Raw genomic sequence first — 18293 nt, 5'->3', positions numbered from 1 at the left:
ATTTCTGTAGGATCTCCCACGGTTCGTCCTCCTCGTGTGAGGATAGGCTCGGCCCACCCGAGCAACCCTCGGATCACGACTGTAGGGCGAACCAACCCGGCCAACGACACGGACATACGGTCTTACGGTGAACACGCTCGTCACTGCCGTCTTCATGTTGTCGTAGATGCCGCGCGTCGGCACGCCTCCGAAGAAGGTAAACGCCCGCGCATGTGCGTCGAACAGCATCTCCTGTGTCTCGCGCGGGTAGGCCCGCACATACATCGCCCGCGATGCGCACAGCCGGACATGCGCGACCTTCACGCGCATCGGCTTACCCGAGATCTCGACGTCCTCGTGGCTCCAGTCGAACTGGTAAGCCTCGCCCGGCCGGAATAGCAGCGTGATGAACGCTGGCGCATTCATCACGTCGCGACGCCGCGCCTGCCGCCAGCGCGCCGCATAACTGCGCACCGCGTCGTACGAGCCGTCGAACCCCTCGCATAGCAGCAGGTCGTGGATACGCGTGAGGCGCAGCTTCTCGCGCCGCGGTCGTGCCTCGTCTTCCTCCAGACTTTCTGGCATCCGGTCCGTGCCCGCGACACCACTCGCTCGCGCGGGGCGGGTCGCCCACGGCTCGAGGGATCGACGCTTTGAGGGATGCCGGTGACGGCACCTCGTCGAGGCTTGTTGCTGCCGGCATTTCGAAACCGGCGGTCTGTCACCGGGAGATCATGACGATGCTATAACGAGGCATCATGTCCGCAAACCGATCCGGTCTTCACGCCAATCTGCGCCGTTTCGGTGCGGCGCATGCCACCCGCTCGCTCGGCTGGTCGGTCGTGGACCTTCTGCTCGCCTGGCATCTGCACGCGAAGCTGGGTCTGTCCGGTACCCAGACGGGTTGGTTGATGCTGACGCTACTCGCGGCGGGTGGAACTGCCACGTTCCTGGTCGGTCTGGCGTTCGCGCGTAACCGTGCCACGGGTGAGACGGTCGTCCGGGTGCAATTTCCGGCGAGCATGGCGACGGGGATCCTTCTGGTGCTGCAGTTCCAGGTCACCGACCCCGGAGCCGTCCTGGCGATCGGCCTCGCGTTCCGTGTCGCCTATGGCGTGCAGGACGTGTCGCAAAACATGCTGAGTTCGTTGTTGCCGGCCGACGAGGCGGAAGCAGCCTGCTATGCCCGCATACGCGTAGCGCTGAGCGCGGTCACCCGGTGCTGCGTCGTGACCGGGTTCGCACTGCTGACGCCCGCAGGTTCCGCCATCATGCTGGGAGCGATCGCGATCGCCATGATCGTCTCCGCCTGGTCGCTCCGCGACCTGGTCTTCCCGGTAAGGCCGACCATCGAGCCCCCACGTGATCCTCACCACCGATGCATGCCGCCGGCACTGGCGCCGCTGCTGGTGGCGTGGATGATCGCCGCGACCGTGCTGCCGACCCTCCAGCGGCTGCTCATCTTCGCGCCCGCGCTCGACGGGTCTGAACGAACCGGAGCATGGCTGCTGGTCGGCTTCTGTGCCGGGTCGGTCATCGGGCCGATGATCAGCCAGGTGGTCAACCGGGTGGCGGTGCTGGCGATGATCGTCGCCAGCGGTGCGGTGATGATCCTCCCGCTGCAGCCCGGCCAGGGAGGCGCATGGTGGTCCATTGCCGGCGCGGTGGTTCACGGCGTCGGCGTCAGCATCGTCGGTGTGAGTCTCTGGGCGGCCACCTCCCGCGTGGCGATGACCAACGCAGACGCAGGTCGAAGCGGCGACGGCGTGGTGTTCGGGAGCGTCATCCTGACCATCCATCTGGCGTCTGCCGGCGGTATGCTCGTGCTCGGGCCGCTGATCGAAGGGTTCGAAGCGGGACGGCAGGGTACGGCTTTCGCCGCACTGGCGCTTACCATCCTGGGGGCGGTATTGCTGGCCGGAGCGGGCATCAGCGGAAGAACAGAGCCTGCAACGGCAGGAGTGCGGCCCCGATCGCAGGAGCATCGCCCGTGATCTCGCTGGCGACGACAGAAGGAAGCGGGAACGGACGATCATGACGGGGCGGGCTGGCCGGCAGGTCCACCGCTTCCGCCAACGATCGGGCGAGCCACGTAGGTAGCCGTCCGCCGATGACTACCTTGCTGGGTGCCACGATATGGCCGAGCAGGAACGCCAACGTGGCGAACGGATCCTGCGCCTCGGCCAGCCAGGCATCGACACCCGGCGTCGATGGATCGATCGCGTTGAGCATGTCCTCGACCGTCGCGAACGGTCTGCCTTCCCGCGCCACCAGGGCATGAAGCCGGTCGAGACCGGGATAGCTAGCGTATGGACGGTTCCGGCCGAGGAGCCACCACACGCCGCCGAAATCGCCCGCATTCCCGCGCGCGCCCCGCATCGGTTTCCCGTCCACGACGAGGCCGCCGCCGAACCCGTTGGTGAGATGGCAGTAGGCGAAGGTCGCGGTCGTCCGGCCGACCCCCAGCAGTCCTTCGGCGATCGCCGCGCAGGTCGCATCGTTGTCGCACAGAAGGCTCGACCCCAAGGCCGGTCGGAGCGTTTGCAGGAGATCGACGTCAACCCAGTCCGGCAACGCCCGCGGTGGATTGAAGCGCGGCGGGTCGCCTACCAGAAAGCCCGAGAAACCCACCCCGGTGCCTACGATGCGATCGGGATCGATGCCCGCCGCTTCGATCACATCCGCGCGCAGCCCGGCGAGCGACGCGACGACGGCGGAGCGCGATCGGTCGATCATGGCGATGCAGCGCTGTGCCCTTACGACACCGGTGAGATCCACCAGCGCCATCGAGATGGCATCCCCGGTGATCCCGACGCCGAGGCCGAAGGCATGGTCCGGTACCAGCGCCAACATGGTGCTGGGGTTGCCGCGCCCGGTGGCGACGCGAGGGGTCGCGGCGATCAGACCCTCCGCCGCGAAGCCTCCGACGAGACGCGCTACGCTGGGCTGCGACAGATCGAGCAGCCTCGGGAGGCCGCTCTGAGCCGCGGATCCACGGCGCAGCAGCAGATCAAGCAGCCCCCGCCCGCCCGCCCCGATCGGGCGGTGCCAGGGCGGCGGTAGGACATCGCCGAGCGGCCTCGCGCAATCGTTTGTCATTCAGCTGTAACTCCGAAGCGATACATGGCAAATACTATTCGACTCGATGGTGCCGGAAGCGTCCGGAATACGCAATCGGGTTGGGAGGATGCGTGGGCACGTGTCGGCGTCGGAAGCGCCGCACCGGCGGACGGAAGCGGCATCGGCCGCCGTCCACCGCGCCCGCCCGCATGTGGCACGAGAAAGGATGGACCATTGAAGACGCGCAAGATGTTCCGGTTGCTGGCAGCAGCATCGATGCTGACCCTTGCCGCCGGTGCCGCGGAAGCCCAGAGCGCGCCGAAGCCGGCTGAGACGGTTCCGCCCGCTGACGCCGCGCCGCCCTCCGATTCCGCGCCGCCCACCGACGCCACGGCCGGCGAGGACATCGTGGTCACGGGTACATCGACCCGGCAGCGGAAGTTCGATGCGCCATATTCGGTGTCGACGATCGGTACGGCCCAGATCGCGGACGCTGCGCCGCACAGCGTGGCCGACCTGCTCGCTGCAACACCGGGCATCACGGTGGAGGCGTCGGGCGGCGAGGGAGGGGGCGAGAACGTCGTCATCCGCGGCCTGCCGTGGAGCGGCTGGCGCCTGATCGACTTCAACCAGGACGGCATGCCGTTGTTCGAGAGCAATACCGAACGGTTCATGAACGTCGACCAGTTCTACCGGGTCGACCTGGACACGCAACGCGTCGAGGTCGTGCGGGGCGGCACCGCACCGCTGTTCTCGAACAACGCGCCGGGAGGCGTCGTCAACTTCATCACCGGCCACGGCACCGAGACTTATCAGGGAGCGCTGCGCCTCGAGGCAGGTACCGGCAATCGAGCACGGACCGATCTTGCCCTGTCGGGGCCTATAACTGATCGGCTGCTCGTCAGCGTCAGCGGCTTCCACCGCCGCGACGACGGACTGCGCGATCCGGGATACAACAACGCCGACCGTGGCGGTCAGTTCAAGGTCGGAGCGACCTACAAGCTGGATGGCGGCCGGATCTGGGGCGACTTCAAGTACCTGAACGACCGCAGCATCTTCTACACCGCCCTGCCGCTCGCCGATCCGGTGACGGGCGCTTCGCTGGAGGGTCTGATCGATCCGCGCGACGCGACGCTGAGTTCGCCCGCGTTCCGCCGGGTCACCCTCCGGACGCTCGATGCGAACGGGCGGCCGACCACGATCCGACGCGATCTGGCGGACGGCATCCATCCCGATGTCTGGACCGCGACCCTGGGCGGTGACCATGAGCTGGGTGCGGGCTTCGTGCTCGCAGCGACCTATCGCCACATGGAAGGAACGACGGGGTTCGATACCATCCTGAACGGCGCGCCGGTGACCGCCGGGTCGTTCCTGGCTGGGCGGCTCGCGGGAGCGCGCTCGGCGTTCGGCGCAGGCGTGTCGTCGCTGCGCTACGTCGTCGCGGGCACCAACACGGCCTACGATCCGGCGACGACCGGCAACCTCGTGATGGCGAACACCTGGGCGTCGATCAGGACGCGGACGCGCTACGACGCCGGCGACATCCGCCTGACCAAGACGCTGGAGACGCCGATCGGCCGGCACTCGCTGACCGGCGGAGTCTACCACAGCGACTACCGCTACGCCCAGGATCAGTCGCTCAATTCGCTGCTGGTCAATGTGCGTAATCAGCCGATCGCGCTGGACGTCCAGGCGCTGGACGCGAGCGGGCGAGTGCTTGGGAACGTCACCGAGAACGGCTTCATCGGCTACGGCGCCGGCAGCCAGAACGGATCGCTCGATGGACGTTCGTTCGCCTTCTATCTGGCGGACAGCTGGCAGGTGACGCCCGCCTGGTCGATCAATGCCGGCATCCGCCGAGTCTCGCGCCGACAGGACGGCGTCCAAGGCATCCTCGGCACGGTCAGTGCCGATCCTAACGGTCCGATCGCGGCGCGTTCCGTCGCCGGAGTGGTGCGCACGGTCGCGCGCTCCGAGGATCTGAAGGGCACCAGCTGGACGATCGGCAGCGGCTACATCTTCTCACCCGGCGCCAACGTCTTCGGACGCTACACCCGCAGCTTCAGCTATCCGCGCTTCGACACGATCCTCGGCGGGGCGACGCTGCCGGGTTCCACGCAGCCGCTGCCCGTCGCGACCGTCCAGCAGGCGGAGGCAGGCTTCAAGTTCGCAACCGACGGTCTGCGCCTGACCACCACCGGCTTCTGGTCGAATTTCGACCGGCTGAACGGGGGCACTCAGGTGGCGTCCGCCGACGGCACGATCGCCAACTCCAACATCATCTTCGACACGCGCACCTTCGGGGTGGAGGTCGAGGCGGTCGTCAGTCCGTTCGCAGGCTTCGACGTCTCGGCGGTGGGCATGTGGCAGGATCCGAAGATCGTCCGCGTCGACACGCTGACCGGCGTGAATGCGCAAAGTTCGCAAGGAGGGGACATCACCCGCGTGCCGCGCGTGCAGCTGACGGTGCAGCCGTCCTACGACTTCGCGGTCGGCGCGACGAAGGCGCGCCTCTACGGCACGTTCTTCACCATCGGTCGGCGCTTCCAGGACGCGTCCAATCTCAGCCGCCTGCCCGCCTATTCATCGGTCGATCTGGGCGCCAGCATCGAGGTGGACGGGCTCGAGCTTCGCGGCAGCGTCAACAACGTCTTCGACGTCGTCGGTCTTACAGAGGGCAACGCTCGGGCGGCCGTGATCGGCAGCGGCACCGGGGTGCTGGACGCGACGGTCGGCCGCTCGATCTTCGGCCGCAACTTCACCGTCGCGTTGACCGAGCGGTGGTGAGGTCGGCTCTGTCGCTGGGCATGGCGGCGCTGGCTTTCGCCAGCGCCGCTCCGGCCGCGCCACGAGGCGCCCGCGCCTCGGTCGGCGCGATGTTCGCCGGGCGCACGACGCCGGTCCTGGTCGTCGCTCACCGCGCCTGCCACAATCCCGCACCGCATCACGGCATGGCGGAAGAACTGCCTGAGAACTCGCTCGCGGGCATCGAGCGCTGCATCGCCATCGGGGTGGACATGGCCGAAGTCGACGTCCGGCGGACCCGCGACGGCTACATGGTGCTCATGCACGACGACACGGTCGATCGCACGACCGACGGGCATGGCAAGGTCGCCGACCTTTCGCTCGCCCAGATCCGCGTTCTGCACCTTCGCGCGAACGAAGGCGGTGCCGACGCACCGAACACCGATCTGCGCGTGCCGACGCTGGAGGAGGCGCTGGCGACCTCGAAGGGACGCATCGCCCTCAATCTAGACGTCCAGGCGGGTCTCTACGCCGAGACGGTCGCAGTGGTGCGCGGTCTGAAGCAGGAGGACGGCGTCGTCGTCAAGCAGGCCGCCGGAATCGGCAGTCCGCTGCTTGCGGACACACCGCCGTTCGACAGGGTGCCGTTCATGCCGGTTCTGAGCGGACCGGACGATCTCGACGCCGTCGCCGTCCGGCAGTCGGCGGGCGTGCGCCGACCCGTGGCGATCGAACTGCCGAGGCTGCCCGCTGCCTCCCTTCCGCCGATCGCCGAAGCGGCGAAGCGTGCAGGCGTCCGCCTGTGGGCCAACTCGCTCTGGGACGGCTTCATCAAGGGCATGGGCGGCGACGTCGATGCTCTGCGCGACCCGGCGGCGGTCTGGGGCCGGATGGGCCGAGCCGGGATCACCGCGATCCAGACCGACGAGCCGGAGGCGCTGATCCGCTACCTGGCCACGCCGGGATCCTGACCTTCCATCGACGTACGACAAGGGGAGAATGATGATGAGTTTCTCGATCGGCAGGACCGCGGCGTTCGTTGCGGCGTTGTCGCTAGCGCTAACACCGGTCTCGGCCACCGAACCATACCAACCAGGCGCAGTCATCGCTGCGTTGAAGAAGGTCAACCACCGGCTGAAGATCGTCACGTCGCACCGTGGCGCATATACGGACTGGTGTCCCGAGAATACGGAATGCGCGATCAATCGAGCCGCGCAGAACAACATCGAGGCGGTGGAGATCGACGTCAAGGAAACGAAGGACGGCGTGCTTTGGCCATCGCACGACATTACGATCGGTCGCGGCACCAACTACACCGTCAACGGGCAGCTCTTCGATCCGTTCAAGCGCTCCGCCCAGAACAGCGCCAACAACCCGTACATATCGTCCATGACATCCACCGAGATGTTCAAGTTGAAGCTGAGGGACATGAGCGGGCGCGTCACCCATGTTCCGGCGACGCAGTTGTTCGACCTGCTCCTCAACACGCGGAACAACCACCCGAACATCCTGGTCATCCTCGACATCAAGTATGCGTCTTCGGTCCAAAAGGCGGCGTTGGCGATCAAGGCCCTGCACATGCAGAACCAGGTCATAATGAAGTTCTCGATGGACTTCTTCACGCCCCTCGAGGTGACGCGACACACCCTCGGGTATCCGTTCGTTCCGACCCTCTATTCCGGATCACTCGATCGTATCGCCGAGACTCGCCACCTCAACCTGCGGAGCTACTACGATCGCGTGTTCTCGTACGTTGCGGACTACCGGACCGTGCCCGGACTCGTCTACTACGAGCTCGGTAACAAGATGTTCTATCAGGAGGGGTCGAGCGTCGGCGTGCAGGGGCCGATGCAGAATCTGACCCAGCGGCTGAGACAGGTGAATGCCCCCATCGGCAACTTCAACCCGGTCATCGAGCATCACGCCACGGCCCAGCACCCCTACACCGGCTTCTATCATACCGACGGCCAGTGCTGCACAAGGTTGATCGACTTCCTGACCGTCACGAAGCACTTCGGGCGGGAGACGCGGGACGATCGACCCAATCTCGAATGGCAGCTGAAGTACAACGACAACGTGATCACCGACAACGCGATCGATGGTCGGTCCCTGGCTCACCGCTTGGGGTTCCGTCAGGACGAATACACGTTGGTCAGGTAACAGTCTCCAGCCACGGATGACGGCCGGCTCATTCGGCCGGCCGTCGCTCGCTCGGGAAGCACATATGATCTCGCAAAGACGTAACTGGATGGGGTTGCTGATCGTCGGATCAGCGGTAGCGCTCGGCGCTTCGTTGTTCTGGTTCGGATCGCTTCGGTCGCCCGTTACGGACAGGGGTGTGATCGTGGTAAGCGCTGGCAGGCCCACACCGGCATCGACACCAACGCCGCAGGCATCGCGGATCGGAAGCGCGGTCTTTCCGCCCGTACCCCGCTTCGACGCACTGACGGGCTATCAACGGATGGCGATGACCTTGTCCCGCAGCCGCGATGCGGCATGGTCTCCGACGGCCGAAACGCGGCTCTTTCGTGCGATCGCGCCGACGATGCAGGGACTGAAGCTGGACCGCATCCATTGCGCACAGGGGGCATGCCAGATCATCGGCACGCTCGATCAGGGGAACCTGAGTCAGGACGATGCGGTACGTCAGCTGCTCGATGGCGGGATCCAACGCGGTCTGCGCGGGGCGGGATTCGTCGAGAACGGGAACATGGTGATAGACGCCGAAGGTGACGATCGGCTGCGCTTCTATCAGTATGTCGCTCTGCCGAGCTTGATAAGAGGATAAACGAGATCCTCTTACCCCTGGCCTTATCGCAGTAGGTCGATGGCGTCGCCGACCAAGCGGCAGGGCCCGGCGGTGTGACGGTGCCGACGCACCAAGGCGGACCGGAACCGACAGCGCGATCGACCCCGAGCGAGCAAACTGACCCTCGCGAGCGGCAAACTGACCCTTGAGATCATTTGGTCGACGGGCCTCGCCTGCACATCTGTAAGCGCGGTCTGGAGGCCGCCTTGTTACGGCGCTGGTAGTGGGGATGCTTATCGCCTTTGACGAGGGCGCGGGCAGTGCGGGAAGTTTTTGGCTCTACGACCAGTCATACGAGCACTCGTATGACTGGTCGGATGGAGGTGGTCGGCCGGGTGTCGGGCCGACGGCGGTGGTCGGACGCGGAGAAGCTGGATGTCCTTGCCGAGGCATTCCGGCCCGGTGTGCGGGTCTGCGACATCATCGCGCGCCGCGAGGTATCGAGCAGCCTGATCTACACGTGGCGCAAGCAGTTGCGCGAGGGCAAGCTGGCGGGCGTCGTGCCTTCGTTGTCGGCGTTTGCCGAGGTACAGGTTGCCGAACCGGTCGCGCCGACACCGCAGCCGGCGCCATGTCCACCGGGATTTATCCATATCGAGCTGCCGGGCGGGGTGCAAGTGAGCGTGGATGCCGCGGTGGATGCAGGCGCGCTGACACGGGTGCTGTCGGTGCTGCGGTGAGCCCTGTGCCGTTGCCGACGCGGGTGTTCCTGGCGTGCGGGGTGACTGACATGCGCAAGGGGTTCGACAGCCTGGCGGTGCTGGTGCAGCAGGTGCTGGCGCAGAACCCGCATTCCGGAGCGCTGTTCGCGTTTCGCGGCAAGCGCGGTCATCTGGTCAAGCTGCTATGGTTCGATGGGCAGGGTCTGTGCCTGTTCTCCAAGCGCCTGGACCGTGGCCGCTTCGTCTGGCCGGTGACCGCGACCGGCACGGTGGTGCTGACGCCGGCACAATTGTCGATGCTGCTGGAGGGCATCGACTGGCGCCGGCCGGAACGGACGTTCGCACCGACGCTGGCGGGATGAAAACGGCGGTTTTGCGCCGGTTTCGCTCGCCCCTTGCCACGCAATCTGCTATGAAATCCGGGTGTCGGAAACGCCCGTTGCCCCTGGTGATGCCACCGAGCGGATCGCCGCGCCGGAGGCGTCGCTCGCCCGGGCCAATGCCGCACTGGCTGCCCGCGACCTGCTCATCGATACGCTGCGCGGACAGATCGCCCGACTGCGGCGGATGCAGTTCGGCGCCTCGTCCGAGAAGCTGGGCCGCGAGATCGAGCAGCTCGAACTGGCGCTGAAGGAACTGCAGACCGAGCGCGATGCGCCTGTAGCCGAGGCTGCTGCATCCAGCCTGACGACCCGTCCGGTGCCTGTCCGCGGCCTGCCCGACCATCTGCCGCGCGAACAGGTCGTCCACGAGCCGGCGTCGGGCGCCTGCATCTGCCCGGACTGTGGCGGTGCGCTGCGCCCGCTCGGCTCGGACGCGCACGAGATGCTCGACATCGTGCCGGTGCGCTGGCGCGTCGTGCGCAACGTCCGTCCCAGATACAGTTGCCGGGTATGCGAGAAGATCGTCCAGGCACCCGCACCGGTAAGCGCTGTGGCCAGAGGCAAGGCCACCTTCGCGACGCTGGCGCACATCGTGGTCTCGAAGTTCGACCACCATCTGCCGCTCTCTCGCCAGGCCGGAATGATGGCCGCGTAGGGGCTCGACATCGACCGCTCGACGCTGGTGGGCTGGACCGGGCAGGCCGCAGCGCTCCTTGACCCCATCGTCACGCGCATCCGTGACGAGGTCCTCAGGGCCGACAAGATCCACGCCGACGACACCCCGGTGCCGGTGATTGACCCTGGCCGCGGCAAGACCGCGACTGGCCGGCTGTGGGTGTACGCGGCCGACGACCAGGCATCCGGCAGCACGGCACCGCGCGCGACATGGCATCGCTTCACACCCGACCGCATCGCCGCGCATCCGATGGCCCATCTCGCCGGTTTCTGCGGCTTCCTGCAAGCGGATGCCTACGCCGCTTATAACGGATTGTATCGGGGTTGGCGTCACCGAGGTGGCATGCTGGGCACATTTCCGGCGCAAGGTCTTCGACCTGCACGAACGGTCGCCTACGCCGCTGACCACCGACATCCTCGAGCGGATCGGCGCGCTCTATGCCGTCGAAGCTGAGGTCCGCGGCCAACCGCCCGACGTGTGAGCAGCCCCCACCGGGTGGTCCGGGTTGATAGTTAGTGCATCGTCGTCTCCGCCGCCATTGCCGGTCGGAGGTGGAGCGAAGCGGAACCGGAGATCGGCAATGGCGGTGCGGCCGTTTCCGGGGCTGGCGGGCGGTAGCCCAGGCTGCTGTGCGGCCGGACGGTGTTGTAGTAGCGCCGCCATGCCTCGATCAGCACCTTGGCCTCGGCAAGGCTATAGAAGATTTCGCCATTGAGCAGTTCGTCGGGCAGCGAGCCGTTGAAGCTCTCGTTATAGCCGTTCTCCTACGGCGAATCCGGTGCAATGTAGAGCGTCGTCACGCCGATCTTCCCGAGCCATTTCTGGGCCGCGGTCGCGATGAACTCGCTGCCGTTATCGGACCTGATATGGGCTGGCGGGCCACGCTCGATGAACAACTCGGCGAGTGCCTCCAGCACATCCTTATGGTTGAGCCGACGCGCGACCACCAGCGCCAGACATTCCCTGCTGGCCTCGTCGATGATGGTCAGAATGCGGAACTTGCGCCGTAAGCGTCCGGTCTTCTCCGCCTTGCTGACGAGGTGATCCGCAAGCCACCGGTGTGACACTGTGGCAGACACCGGTGCGGCATCATGGCGACGCGAATTATCGAGATGGTCGGGACTGAGCCGCGGCGACGGTTCAGCGACGATGACAAGGCACGGATCGTGTCTGAGGCGATGATGCCGGGGGCAAGCGTGCTGGACGTGGCGCGGCGTCACCGGGTGTGCACGTCGCTGGTGTACCGCTGGCGACGCACGCTGCTGCGCGACGGGGTGGCGAGCGAGGCATTGCCGTTGCCCGGGGCGTTGTTCGTGCCAGTCGAGGTCGCAGGAGTGCCGATGGTGCCGCAGCCAGAGCCGCTCGGGCCAGGTGTGGTGGAGGTGGTCGGCCGAGCCGGGCAGCGCATCCGCCTGGTGCCTCCCATCGACGCGCGGGTGCTGAAGGCCGTGCTGGCCGGGTTTGCTTGATCGGGCCGCCAAGCGGTGTCCGCGTGTATCTGGCGGCCGGTGTCACAGACATGCGCAAGGGCTTCGACGGGCTGGCCGCGCTGGTACAGCAGCGGCTGCGCCAGGATCCGTTTGGCGGTGCGGTGTACGCCTTCCGGGGCAGGCGCGGTGACCTGGTCAAGCTGCTGTGGTGGGACGGTCAGGGCCTCGTCCTCCACGCCAGGCGTCTGGAGCGTGGCCGGTTTACCTGGCCGACGACTGGGGACGGTGTCGCGGTACTGACCCCGGCGCAGTTGTCGATGCTGCTCGAAGGGGTGGACTGGCGGCATCCGATCCGGTCTGCGGATTCCAACGATCGCGATCAGCCATTCCAACATGATGGCGATCAGCGTTCCGACATGATCGCGATCACACGAGGTCACCGGGTCGTCGTCGGGATGGGTGTCATCGGGCGGGTTGGCGGTCAAGCCTGGAGGGTTGGTTTGCAGCGTCGCATACTGTCGCCATCGAGCTCGATCCGGTGGGCATTATGGACCAGTCGGTCGAGGATGGCGTCGGCGTAGGTCGCATCGCCGATGGCGTGATGCCAGGAGGCTACGGGCAGTTGGCTGGTGACGATGGTCGACTTGCGGCCATAACGATCTTCTAGGATTTCCAGCAGGTCGTGTCGGGCCTGGGCGTCGAGGGGTTGCAAGCCCCAGTCGTCGAGGATGAGCAGTTCGACCTGGGCAAGGCTTTTGAGACGGCTGGCGATGCGCCCGTCGCCGCGGGCGAGCGCGAGCTCTTCGAGCAGGCGAGGGAAGCGGGCGTAGAGGACCGAGCGGTTATCGCGGCAGGCCTTGTGACCGATGGCGCAGGCCAGCCAGGACTTGCCGATCCCCGTCGGGCCGCAGACCGCCAGATTGTCGTGGGCGTCGATCCACTCGCCCTTGAGAAGGGTTTCGAATAGTCGACGGTCGAGGCCACGGGGTTTCCGGTAGTCGATATCCTCGGGCGCGGCCTGATGGCGTAGCTTGGCATAACGCAACCGGGTCGACAGGCGCTTGTCATGGCGCCACGCGACCTCGCGGTCGAGCAGCAGCGCCAGCCATTCGGCATGGCCGAGCGTGGCGGCGTCGCCGTGCCGGTCGACCTCGACAAAGGCTTTGGCCATGCCTTGCAGGCCGAGCGCCTGCAGCTGGTCGAGCGTGGGATGGGTGAGCACGGGCAATCTCCTCAGTGGTAATAGTGGGAACCGCGGATGTTGGGATGGTCGACCCCGACCTCGCCGGCACGACGGGGCTGGGCCACCGGCACGCCGTCGAGCTTCTTTTCGAGGATGGAACGGACCGCGCCGTAGTTGCGTGCGCCGATCTCCAGCGCGCGCAGCGCGGCCGCTTCGAGACGAACGGCGCCGAAGTGCCGCGCCAGCCGCAGGATGCCGAGGCACGAACGATAGCCATGTTCGGGATGCGGGCGGTCGGAGAGGATCTTCTCGCACAAGAGCGTCACCGAGGGACCCAACCGCCCGGCCTCGTCGAGCAGGCGCTCGGCGGTCCAGTCGGCGTAGCGACGATGGCTGGAAGGCATGTGGTCGGCGACGCTGGTGTGACGGCCGTTGCCCGACCCGCGCATGTGCGCGGCGATGCGCTCGCCCTTGAGGAAGACCTCGACGGTGCGGGCAGTCAGGCGCACCTCGACCGACGCGCGGGCATAGCGGTACGGGACCGAATAGAAATGCCGCTCGACTTCGACATGGTAGTCGAGCCCGACCTTGCAGCGGCGCCACTGCGCCAGGATGTACGGCTCGGCCGGCAGGGCCTTGAGATGGGGGGCGTCGAGTTCCTCGAACAACTGTCGGCGGGAACGGCCGAGCCGGCGCATGACCCGGTCGTTCAGCTGCGCCATGAGGTCGGCGATGGCGGCGTTGAGTTCGCCGATGCCGTACCACACCCGGTGGCGCAGCCGCCCCAGCAGCCAGCGCTCGACGATGCCGACGCAGGCCTCCACCTTGGCTTTGTCGCGCGGCCGATAGGGTCGCGCCGGCAGGACTCCGGTGCCGTAGTGCGCTGCCATCTCGGCATAGGTCCGGTTGACCTGCGGGTCGTACAGGCACGCCTTGATGACCGCGACCTTGGCATTGTCGGGGATGAGCAGTCGCGTCACCCCGCCGAAGAACGCGAACGCGCGCATGCGCATCCACCCAGTCCGGCAGCGTCTCGGTCCCGTTCGCCTGCGCAAATGACAGGCTGGAGGCGCCGAACACCGCCACGAAAAGATGCGCCTGGCGGATCTCACCGGTCAGCCGGTCGACCACCACCGGCACCGTGTCGCCGGCATAGTCGACGAAGGTCCGCTCGCCTCCGACATGCGATTGCCGCATCGTCACCGGCAGGCGCTTTTCCCAGTCGCGATAGAGCGCGCAGAAGCGGCTGTAGCGGTAGCCGTCGGGATTGGCTTCGATATACTCGTCCCACACCACCTGCAGCGTCACGTGCTTGCGCTTCAGCTCGCGGTTGACCGCGGCCCAGTCCGGCTCCGGGCATTGCCGCTGCCCGCTCGTGCTCGCCGCCACGCCGTACAGCGCATGCTCCAGCGCCGCGTCCGTCATGTCGGCCGGCACTGGCCAGCAAAGCTCCGACGCGCGGAACCGCTGCAACGTCATCCGCACGCTGGTGCTGCCCGTGCCCACACGGCGCGCCACTTCGCGCGACGGCAGCCCGCCCTCGAACGTCAGCCTCAAGATCTCGCGCACCTGGCGCATCGGCAGTCTCTCCGTCGGCACTGAACCCTCCCGTAAAAGGAGGACACTGCGACGGCCCGGACACCTCGCTCTACCCGCTCCGGCTGATCGCCATCATCGCGGAATCCTGATCGCCATCATGTCGGAACGCTGATCGCCATCATCGAGGAATCGTGATCGCGATGATGTCGGAATCCGCACCGGTCCTCGCAGCCGACCCTGGCCTGGTAGAAAAGCACGGTTTCCTGCGGCTTTCGCGTGTATCGGCACGGGTGTTCTGGTATAAGCGGGCGTATCGCCCGATGCCGCCTCGCTGCCCGACGATATCGCCCTTCTGAAGGCCATGCTCGTCGCGGCCGGCGCCGAGCTGGAGCAGTTGCGGATGCAGGTCGCGCGGCTGCGGCGCATGGCGTTCGGCCGTTCGTCGGAGAAGCTGACGCACCAGGCAGACCAGCTGGAACTAGGGTTGGAGGAGTGTGAGGCGGAAGTCGCCACTGCGACGATGCCGGCGGCCACCCGGACACGGGAGACCGCCAAGCCGTATCGACAGCCGCTGCCCGACCATCTGCCCCGCACCGAGGTCGTGCATGAGGCACCGTGCGTCTGCCCCGGCTGCGGCGGTGCCATGCGGCGTATGGCCGAGGATGTCACCGAGCAGATCGACTATGTCCCTGCCTCGTTCCGGGTCGTGCGCCACGTCCGGCCGCGGCTCAGCTGCCGGTCATGCGAGCGCATCGTGCAGGCGCCATTGCCGTCCATGCCCATCGAGCGGGGCCGACCCGGTGCCGGTCTGCTCGCACATGTGCTGGTGTCCAAATACGCCGACCATCTGCCGCTCTACCGCCAGTCGGGCATTTATGCGCGCCAGGGCGTCGACCTTGCCCCCTCCACTCTGGCGGATTGGGTCGGGCGTTCGGCCGCACTCCTCGATCCGCTGGTCGACGCGCTCGAGCGCCACGTTATGGGCGGCTCTACCCTCCACGCCGACGACACGCCCGTGCCGGTGCTGGCCCCCGGCGCCGGTCGTACGAGGACAGGCCGGCTGTGGACTTATGTGCGTGACGAGCGCGGGGCTGGCGGCGACGCTCCGCCCGCCGTGCTGTTCCGCTACGCGCCCGACCGCAAGGGCGAACGGCCCGCCGGGCACTTGCGGACATTCCGGGGCGACCTTCACGCCGATGGTTATGCCGGGTTCGACCGTCTCTATGGCGAGCGCATCGCAGAGGTGGCCTGCTGGGCGCATGTCAGGCGCAAGTTCTTCGACGTCCATGCCGCAACCGGCTCCGCCACGGCCCGCGAGGCGTTGGACCATATCGCCGGCCTCTATGCGGTCGAACAAGACGTGCGTGGTCAGCCTCCTGACGAGCGACGGCACGTGCGCCAAGCTCGGGCCGGACCGCTGCTCGATGCGTTCCGCCAGTGGCTCGACGCGACCGGACCGAAGCTGTCCCGGCGCTCCGACCTCGCGGTCGCCATCCGCTATGCGCTCGCCCGCTGGCAGGCGCTGACCCGCTATGCCGACGATGGTCGCCTCGAGATCGAAAACAATGCCGCCGAGCGCTCGCTGCGCGGCGTCGCTCTAGGCCGCAAAAACTGGCTGTTCGCCGGCTCCAATAAAGGTGGTCACCGCGCCGCCAGCATCTACAGCCTCGTGGAAACCGCCAGGCTCAACGGCGTCGACCCCGAGGCCTGGCTGGCCGACACCATCAGCCGCATCGCCGACCATCCGGCACGTCGGGTCGCCGGACTCCTGCCGTGGAACTACCGTCCCACCTGAGGTGACGCCTTCACCGGACGCTTACCTTGCGCCCATCATGGGTGAGCCCTTCGACGAAATCATAGGCCCAGACATCTAGCGAGATGTGATCGATGGATTCCGTCTCGGACGCGCTTTTCGACGGCCGGAGATTAAGAGCGCTGACCGTGGTCGACGCCTTCACCCGCGAAGCGCTGGCGATTGACGTTGACCAAGGGGTCGAGGGCGAACAGGTCGTCGCCGCGATGGCACGGATATCGGTGATCCGCGGCGTGCCCAGGACCATTCGCGTTGACAATGGTCCGGAGTTCATTTCGAAGGCGCTCGACCGCTGGGCGTACCAGAACGGCGTGATGCTGGGCCTCAGCCGACCAGGCAAACCGACCGACAATGCCTTCGTGGAGTCGTTCAACGGCCGCCTTCGCGACGAGTGCCTGAACGTGCATTGGTTCCTGTCCATCGCCGACGCCCGAGCCAAGATCGAGGCCCGGCGACGGGACTATAACGAGAGCCATCCTCACACGTCGCTTGGCTGGATGACGCCGGTCGAATATGCTGCTGCCACAGCCATCAAAGCGGCCTGATGAACGCCGGAAACTCACCCTCAGGTTCGATGAGAAACCGAGGAACCCTCACAACCACGCTGCATTCAAGCTACGCGTGATCTAACCTTAGCGCTCTGAAAACGACCGCGAGAGGCTTTCGGTCAGCGGGTCAAGCATGTACTGTAAGGCGCTACGCTTCTGCAGCGTGACCGTCACCTGTACGGGTACGCCGGGACGAATACCAGTCTCCGCCCCCCGGATTGCGCGCAACATGGCGACCTGACTGTCGGGAACCACGATCGTGGCCGTGAAGTGGCTGAGCCCGGTGCGTTCGTCTTGGACGCTGTCGGCCGACACCGTTCGGACGATCCCGGTCAGGATCGGCAGCTCGCGATCGTGTAGCGATAGAAATTTCACCTCCGCTTGTCGACCGGAGACGACTCCGTCGATGTCCTCTGGCGCAAAGGTCGCGCTGACCTCCAGCGGTGCCGCATCGGGAACGATGTCGAGGATCACTTGACCCGGCGTGATGACGCCGCCGGCCGAATGCACCTTGAGGTCCACGACGCGCCCGGAGACTGGTGCGCGCACGATCGTCCGTTCCACCTGTTCCTTTGCCGCAATCCACTTAGGCAGGGCATCGTTGAGCTGGAACTGTGTCTCCCGCAACATCTTGGCGCTTTCGTCCATTAATAGACGGCGGTTCTGGGTGGCCTGTTGCCGCGTCCCCGCGATCTGTGCCTGGGACGAGGCAGCGCGCGCAATTAGATCGGCATCGCTGCCTTCAAGCGCCGCCAGATTGCGCTCCAATGCACGAACCGTGTTGCGCGATACGTCGCCGCTCTCGGCGAGCCGCCGTGTGCCTTCCACCTGCGCTTGCAGCGATGCCCGCTGTTGCGCGGTCGACGCGGACTGCGCCCGATATCCCTGGACCTGCTCGGCCAATTGATTGCGTTCCGATTGCAACACGCCGGACCTTGACGATAGGAGTTCGCGCTGCGCCGCCGATTGCGCGAGCTGAAGTCGCTTTGCTGCGTCGACCAGCGCCCGGTCCTCGCCTTTCATCCGGGCGAACTCAGCGGGCCAGCGGATCGGCCGGCCGGTCACGGTTGCTTCCAATCTTGCGCGTTGCGCCTGCAGATCGATCACCGATCCCGCGAGCGCTCGCTCGGTCGCCGCGACTTCGTAACCCGACAGGCGGATCAGGATGTCCCCGGAGCGGACCTGCTGCCCCTCCCGCACCGCCACCTGCTCGACGTCCCCGCCATACCGGTGTTGAACCACCTGCCGGTTGCCGGCGACGACCACCTGCCCGCTGCCGAACGCGGCGGCATCCAGGTGCGCCACCGCAGCCCAGCCCATAAAGACGACGAAGAACAGGAAGGCGATCCCGCTTCCGACCAACATTGCGAGGCGTGGTGAATCGTCAAGATCCTCGACGCGGCCGAACCGGCCGTGCGGCATGGCCGGCGCGCTCATGCCCCGCCCCCCCCCGGCCCAGATACGGG

At 66.5% G+C, this 18293-nt stretch carries 13 protein-coding genes and 5 pseudogenes; 12 read left to right on the top strand and 6 right to left on the bottom strand.

From position 1 onward, the window contains the following. Positions 1 to 126: 126 nt before the first annotated feature. Positions 127 to 567 (bottom strand): annotated as a pseudogene (locus QLH51_RS19265) (IS21 family transposase); the annotation flags it as partial. A gap of 170 nt (positions 568 to 737) precedes the next feature. Here QLH51_RS19265 and QLH51_RS19260 point away from each other — a divergent pair. Then, positions 738 to 1973 (top strand): hypothetical protein, encoded by a 1236-nt coding sequence (locus QLH51_RS19260; protein ID WP_125662533.1) that lies wholly within the window; start codon positions 738 to 740, stop codon positions 1971 to 1973. On the opposite strand, the gene QLH51_RS19255 is transcribed toward QLH51_RS19260, so the two are convergent. Then, positions 1909 to 3078 carry an ROK family protein gene (locus tag QLH51_RS19255; RefSeq protein ID WP_125662536.1) on the bottom strand — a complete coding sequence of 390 codons (1170 nt, stop codon included), beginning with the start codon at positions 3076 to 3078 and terminating at the stop codon, positions 1909 to 1911. The genes QLH51_RS19260 and QLH51_RS19255 overlap by 65 nt on opposite strands. Before the next feature lie 195 nt (positions 3079 to 3273). On the opposite strand from QLH51_RS19255, the gene QLH51_RS19250 reads away from it, so the two are divergent. From QLH51_RS19250 to tnpC (QLH51_RS19985), 7 genes and pseudogenes are all read left to right on the top strand, one after another. Then, entirely contained in the window at positions 3274 to 5826 is a 2553-nt protein-coding gene (locus tag QLH51_RS19250; RefSeq protein ID WP_206429310.1) for a TonB-dependent receptor domain-containing protein, read from the top strand. A gap of 20 nt (positions 5827 to 5846) precedes the next feature. Then, entirely contained in the window at positions 5847 to 6755 is a 909-nt protein-coding gene (locus QLH51_RS19245; RefSeq protein WP_125662539.1) for a glycerophosphodiester phosphodiesterase family protein, read from the top strand. 28 nt (positions 6756 to 6783) lie between these two features. Beyond that, on the top strand, positions 6784 to 7944 hold the full coding sequence (locus QLH51_RS19240) for a glycerophosphodiester phosphodiesterase family protein (protein WP_125662541.1): 1161 nt from the start codon (positions 6784 to 6786) through the stop codon (positions 7942 to 7944). A 64-nt stretch (positions 7945 to 8008) separates the two neighbouring features. Continuing rightward, entirely contained in the window at positions 8009 to 8572 is a 564-nt protein-coding gene (locus QLH51_RS19235) for a hypothetical protein (protein WP_164516256.1), read from the top strand. A 326-nt stretch (positions 8573 to 8898) separates the two neighbouring features. After that, positions 8899 to 9273, top strand: coding sequence for an IS66-like element accessory protein TnpA (gene tnpA, locus QLH51_RS19230; RefSeq protein WP_125662547.1), 375 nt, complete (start codon positions 8899 to 8901; stop codon positions 9271 to 9273). Further along, a complete protein-coding gene (gene tnpB / locus QLH51_RS19225) occupies positions 9270 to 9617 on the top strand; it encodes an IS66 family insertion sequence element accessory protein TnpB (protein ID WP_125662550.1) in 348 nt (115 codons plus the stop codon). The genes tnpA (QLH51_RS19230) and tnpB (QLH51_RS19225) overlap by 4 nt, the downstream gene beginning before the upstream one ends. Positions 9618 to 9672: 55 nt before the next feature. Then, positions 9673 to 10792, top strand: a pseudogene (gene tnpC, locus QLH51_RS19985) (IS66 family transposase); the annotation flags it as partial. A 34-nt stretch (positions 10793 to 10826) separates the two neighbouring features. Here tnpC (QLH51_RS19985) and QLH51_RS19215 read toward each other — a convergent pair. Continuing rightward, positions 10827 to 11378: pseudogene (locus tag QLH51_RS19215) on the bottom strand (integrase core domain-containing protein); the annotation flags it as partial. A gap of 27 nt (positions 11379 to 11405) precedes the next feature. Here QLH51_RS19215 and tnpA (QLH51_RS19210) point away from each other — a divergent pair. Together tnpA (QLH51_RS19210) and tnpB (QLH51_RS19980) are read left to right on the top strand one after the other, a co-directional pair. Further along, entirely contained in the window at positions 11406 to 11783 is a 378-nt protein-coding gene (gene tnpA, locus QLH51_RS19210; RefSeq protein WP_125662553.1) for an IS66-like element accessory protein TnpA, read from the top strand. Between the two features lie 50 nt (positions 11784 to 11833). Next, on the top strand, positions 11834 to 12325 hold the full coding sequence (gene tnpB, locus QLH51_RS19980) for an IS66 family insertion sequence element accessory protein TnpB (RefSeq protein WP_125662567.1): 492 nt from the start codon (positions 11834 to 11836) through the stop codon (positions 12323 to 12325). Here tnpB (QLH51_RS19980) and istB read toward each other — a convergent pair. Together istB and istA are read right to left on the bottom strand one after the other, a co-directional pair. Beyond that, positions 12226 to 12966, bottom strand: a complete 741-nt coding sequence (gene istB, locus QLH51_RS19200; protein WP_125662555.1) for an IS21-like element helper ATPase IstB — start codon at positions 12964 to 12966, stop codon at positions 12226 to 12228. The genes tnpB (QLH51_RS19980) and istB overlap by 100 nt on opposite strands. Before the next feature lie 11 nt (positions 12967 to 12977). Continuing rightward, a pseudogene (istA, locus tag QLH51_RS19195) lies at positions 12978 to 14505 on the bottom strand (IS21 family transposase). A gap of 322 nt (positions 14506 to 14827) precedes the next feature. On the opposite strand from istA, the gene tnpC (QLH51_RS19190) reads away from it, so the two are divergent. Both tnpC (QLH51_RS19190) and QLH51_RS19185 read left to right on the top strand, forming a co-directional pair. After that, the gene (gene tnpC / locus QLH51_RS19190; RefSeq protein ID WP_125662558.1) at positions 14828 to 16261 is read left to right on the top strand and encodes an IS66 family transposase; all 1434 of its coding nucleotides are present in this window, start codon (positions 14828 to 14830) and stop codon (positions 16259 to 16261) included. A gap of 89 nt (positions 16262 to 16350) precedes the next feature. Then, a pseudogene (locus QLH51_RS19185) lies at positions 16351 to 16824 on the top strand (integrase core domain-containing protein); the annotation flags it as partial. A gap of 87 nt (positions 16825 to 16911) precedes the next feature. On the opposite strand, the gene QLH51_RS19180 reads toward QLH51_RS19185, so the two are convergent. After that, entirely contained in the window at positions 16912 to 18264 is a 1353-nt protein-coding gene (locus QLH51_RS19180) for an HlyD family type I secretion periplasmic adaptor subunit (protein WP_125662561.1), read from the bottom strand. Between the last annotated feature and the right edge of the window lie 29 nt (positions 18265 to 18293).

Origin of the sequence: Sphingomonas sp. 2R-10, from assembly GCF_030062225.1 — a bacterium.
Taxonomy (GTDB): domain Bacteria; phylum Pseudomonadota; class Alphaproteobacteria; order Sphingomonadales; family Sphingomonadaceae; genus Sphingomonas.
Note: the sequence above shows the minus strand (reverse complement) of the source record. Positions and strands in the feature narration are given on the sequence as shown.

Bases quoted from the DNA above. Each gene is read 5' to 3' on its own strand.
- QLH51_RS19235 (WP_164516256.1), top strand. From the start codon at position 8,009: ATGATCTCGCAAAGACGTAACTGGATGGGGTTGCTGATCGTCGGATCA.
- QLH51_RS19180 (WP_125662561.1), bottom strand. From the start codon at position 18,264: ATGAGCGCGCCGGCCATGCCGCACGGCCGGTTCGGCCGCGTCGAGGAT.
- QLH51_RS19260 (WP_125662533.1), top strand. From the start codon at position 738: ATGTCCGCAAACCGATCCGGTCTTCACGCCAATCTGCGCCGTTTCGGT.
- QLH51_RS19255 (WP_125662536.1), bottom strand. From the start codon at position 3,078: ATGACAAACGATTGCGCGAGGCCGCTCGGCGATGTCCTACCGCCGCCC.
- QLH51_RS19245 (WP_125662539.1), top strand. From the start codon at position 5,847: ATGGCGGCGCTGGCTTTCGCCAGCGCCGCTCCGGCCGCGCCACGAGGC.
- tnpA (WP_125662547.1), top strand. From the start codon at position 8,899: ATGACTGGTCGGATGGAGGTGGTCGGCCGGGTGTCGGGCCGACGGCGG.
- tnpC (WP_125662558.1), top strand. From the start codon at position 14,828: ATGCTCGTCGCGGCCGGCGCCGAGCTGGAGCAGTTGCGGATGCAGGTC.
- tnpB (WP_125662567.1), top strand. From the start codon at position 11,834: ATGCGCAAGGGCTTCGACGGGCTGGCCGCGCTGGTACAGCAGCGGCTG.
- QLH51_RS19240 (WP_125662541.1), top strand. From the start codon at position 6,784: ATGATGATGAGTTTCTCGATCGGCAGGACCGCGGCGTTCGTTGCGGCG.
- tnpA (WP_125662553.1), top strand. From the start codon at position 11,406: ATGGCGACGCGAATTATCGAGATGGTCGGGACTGAGCCGCGGCGACGG.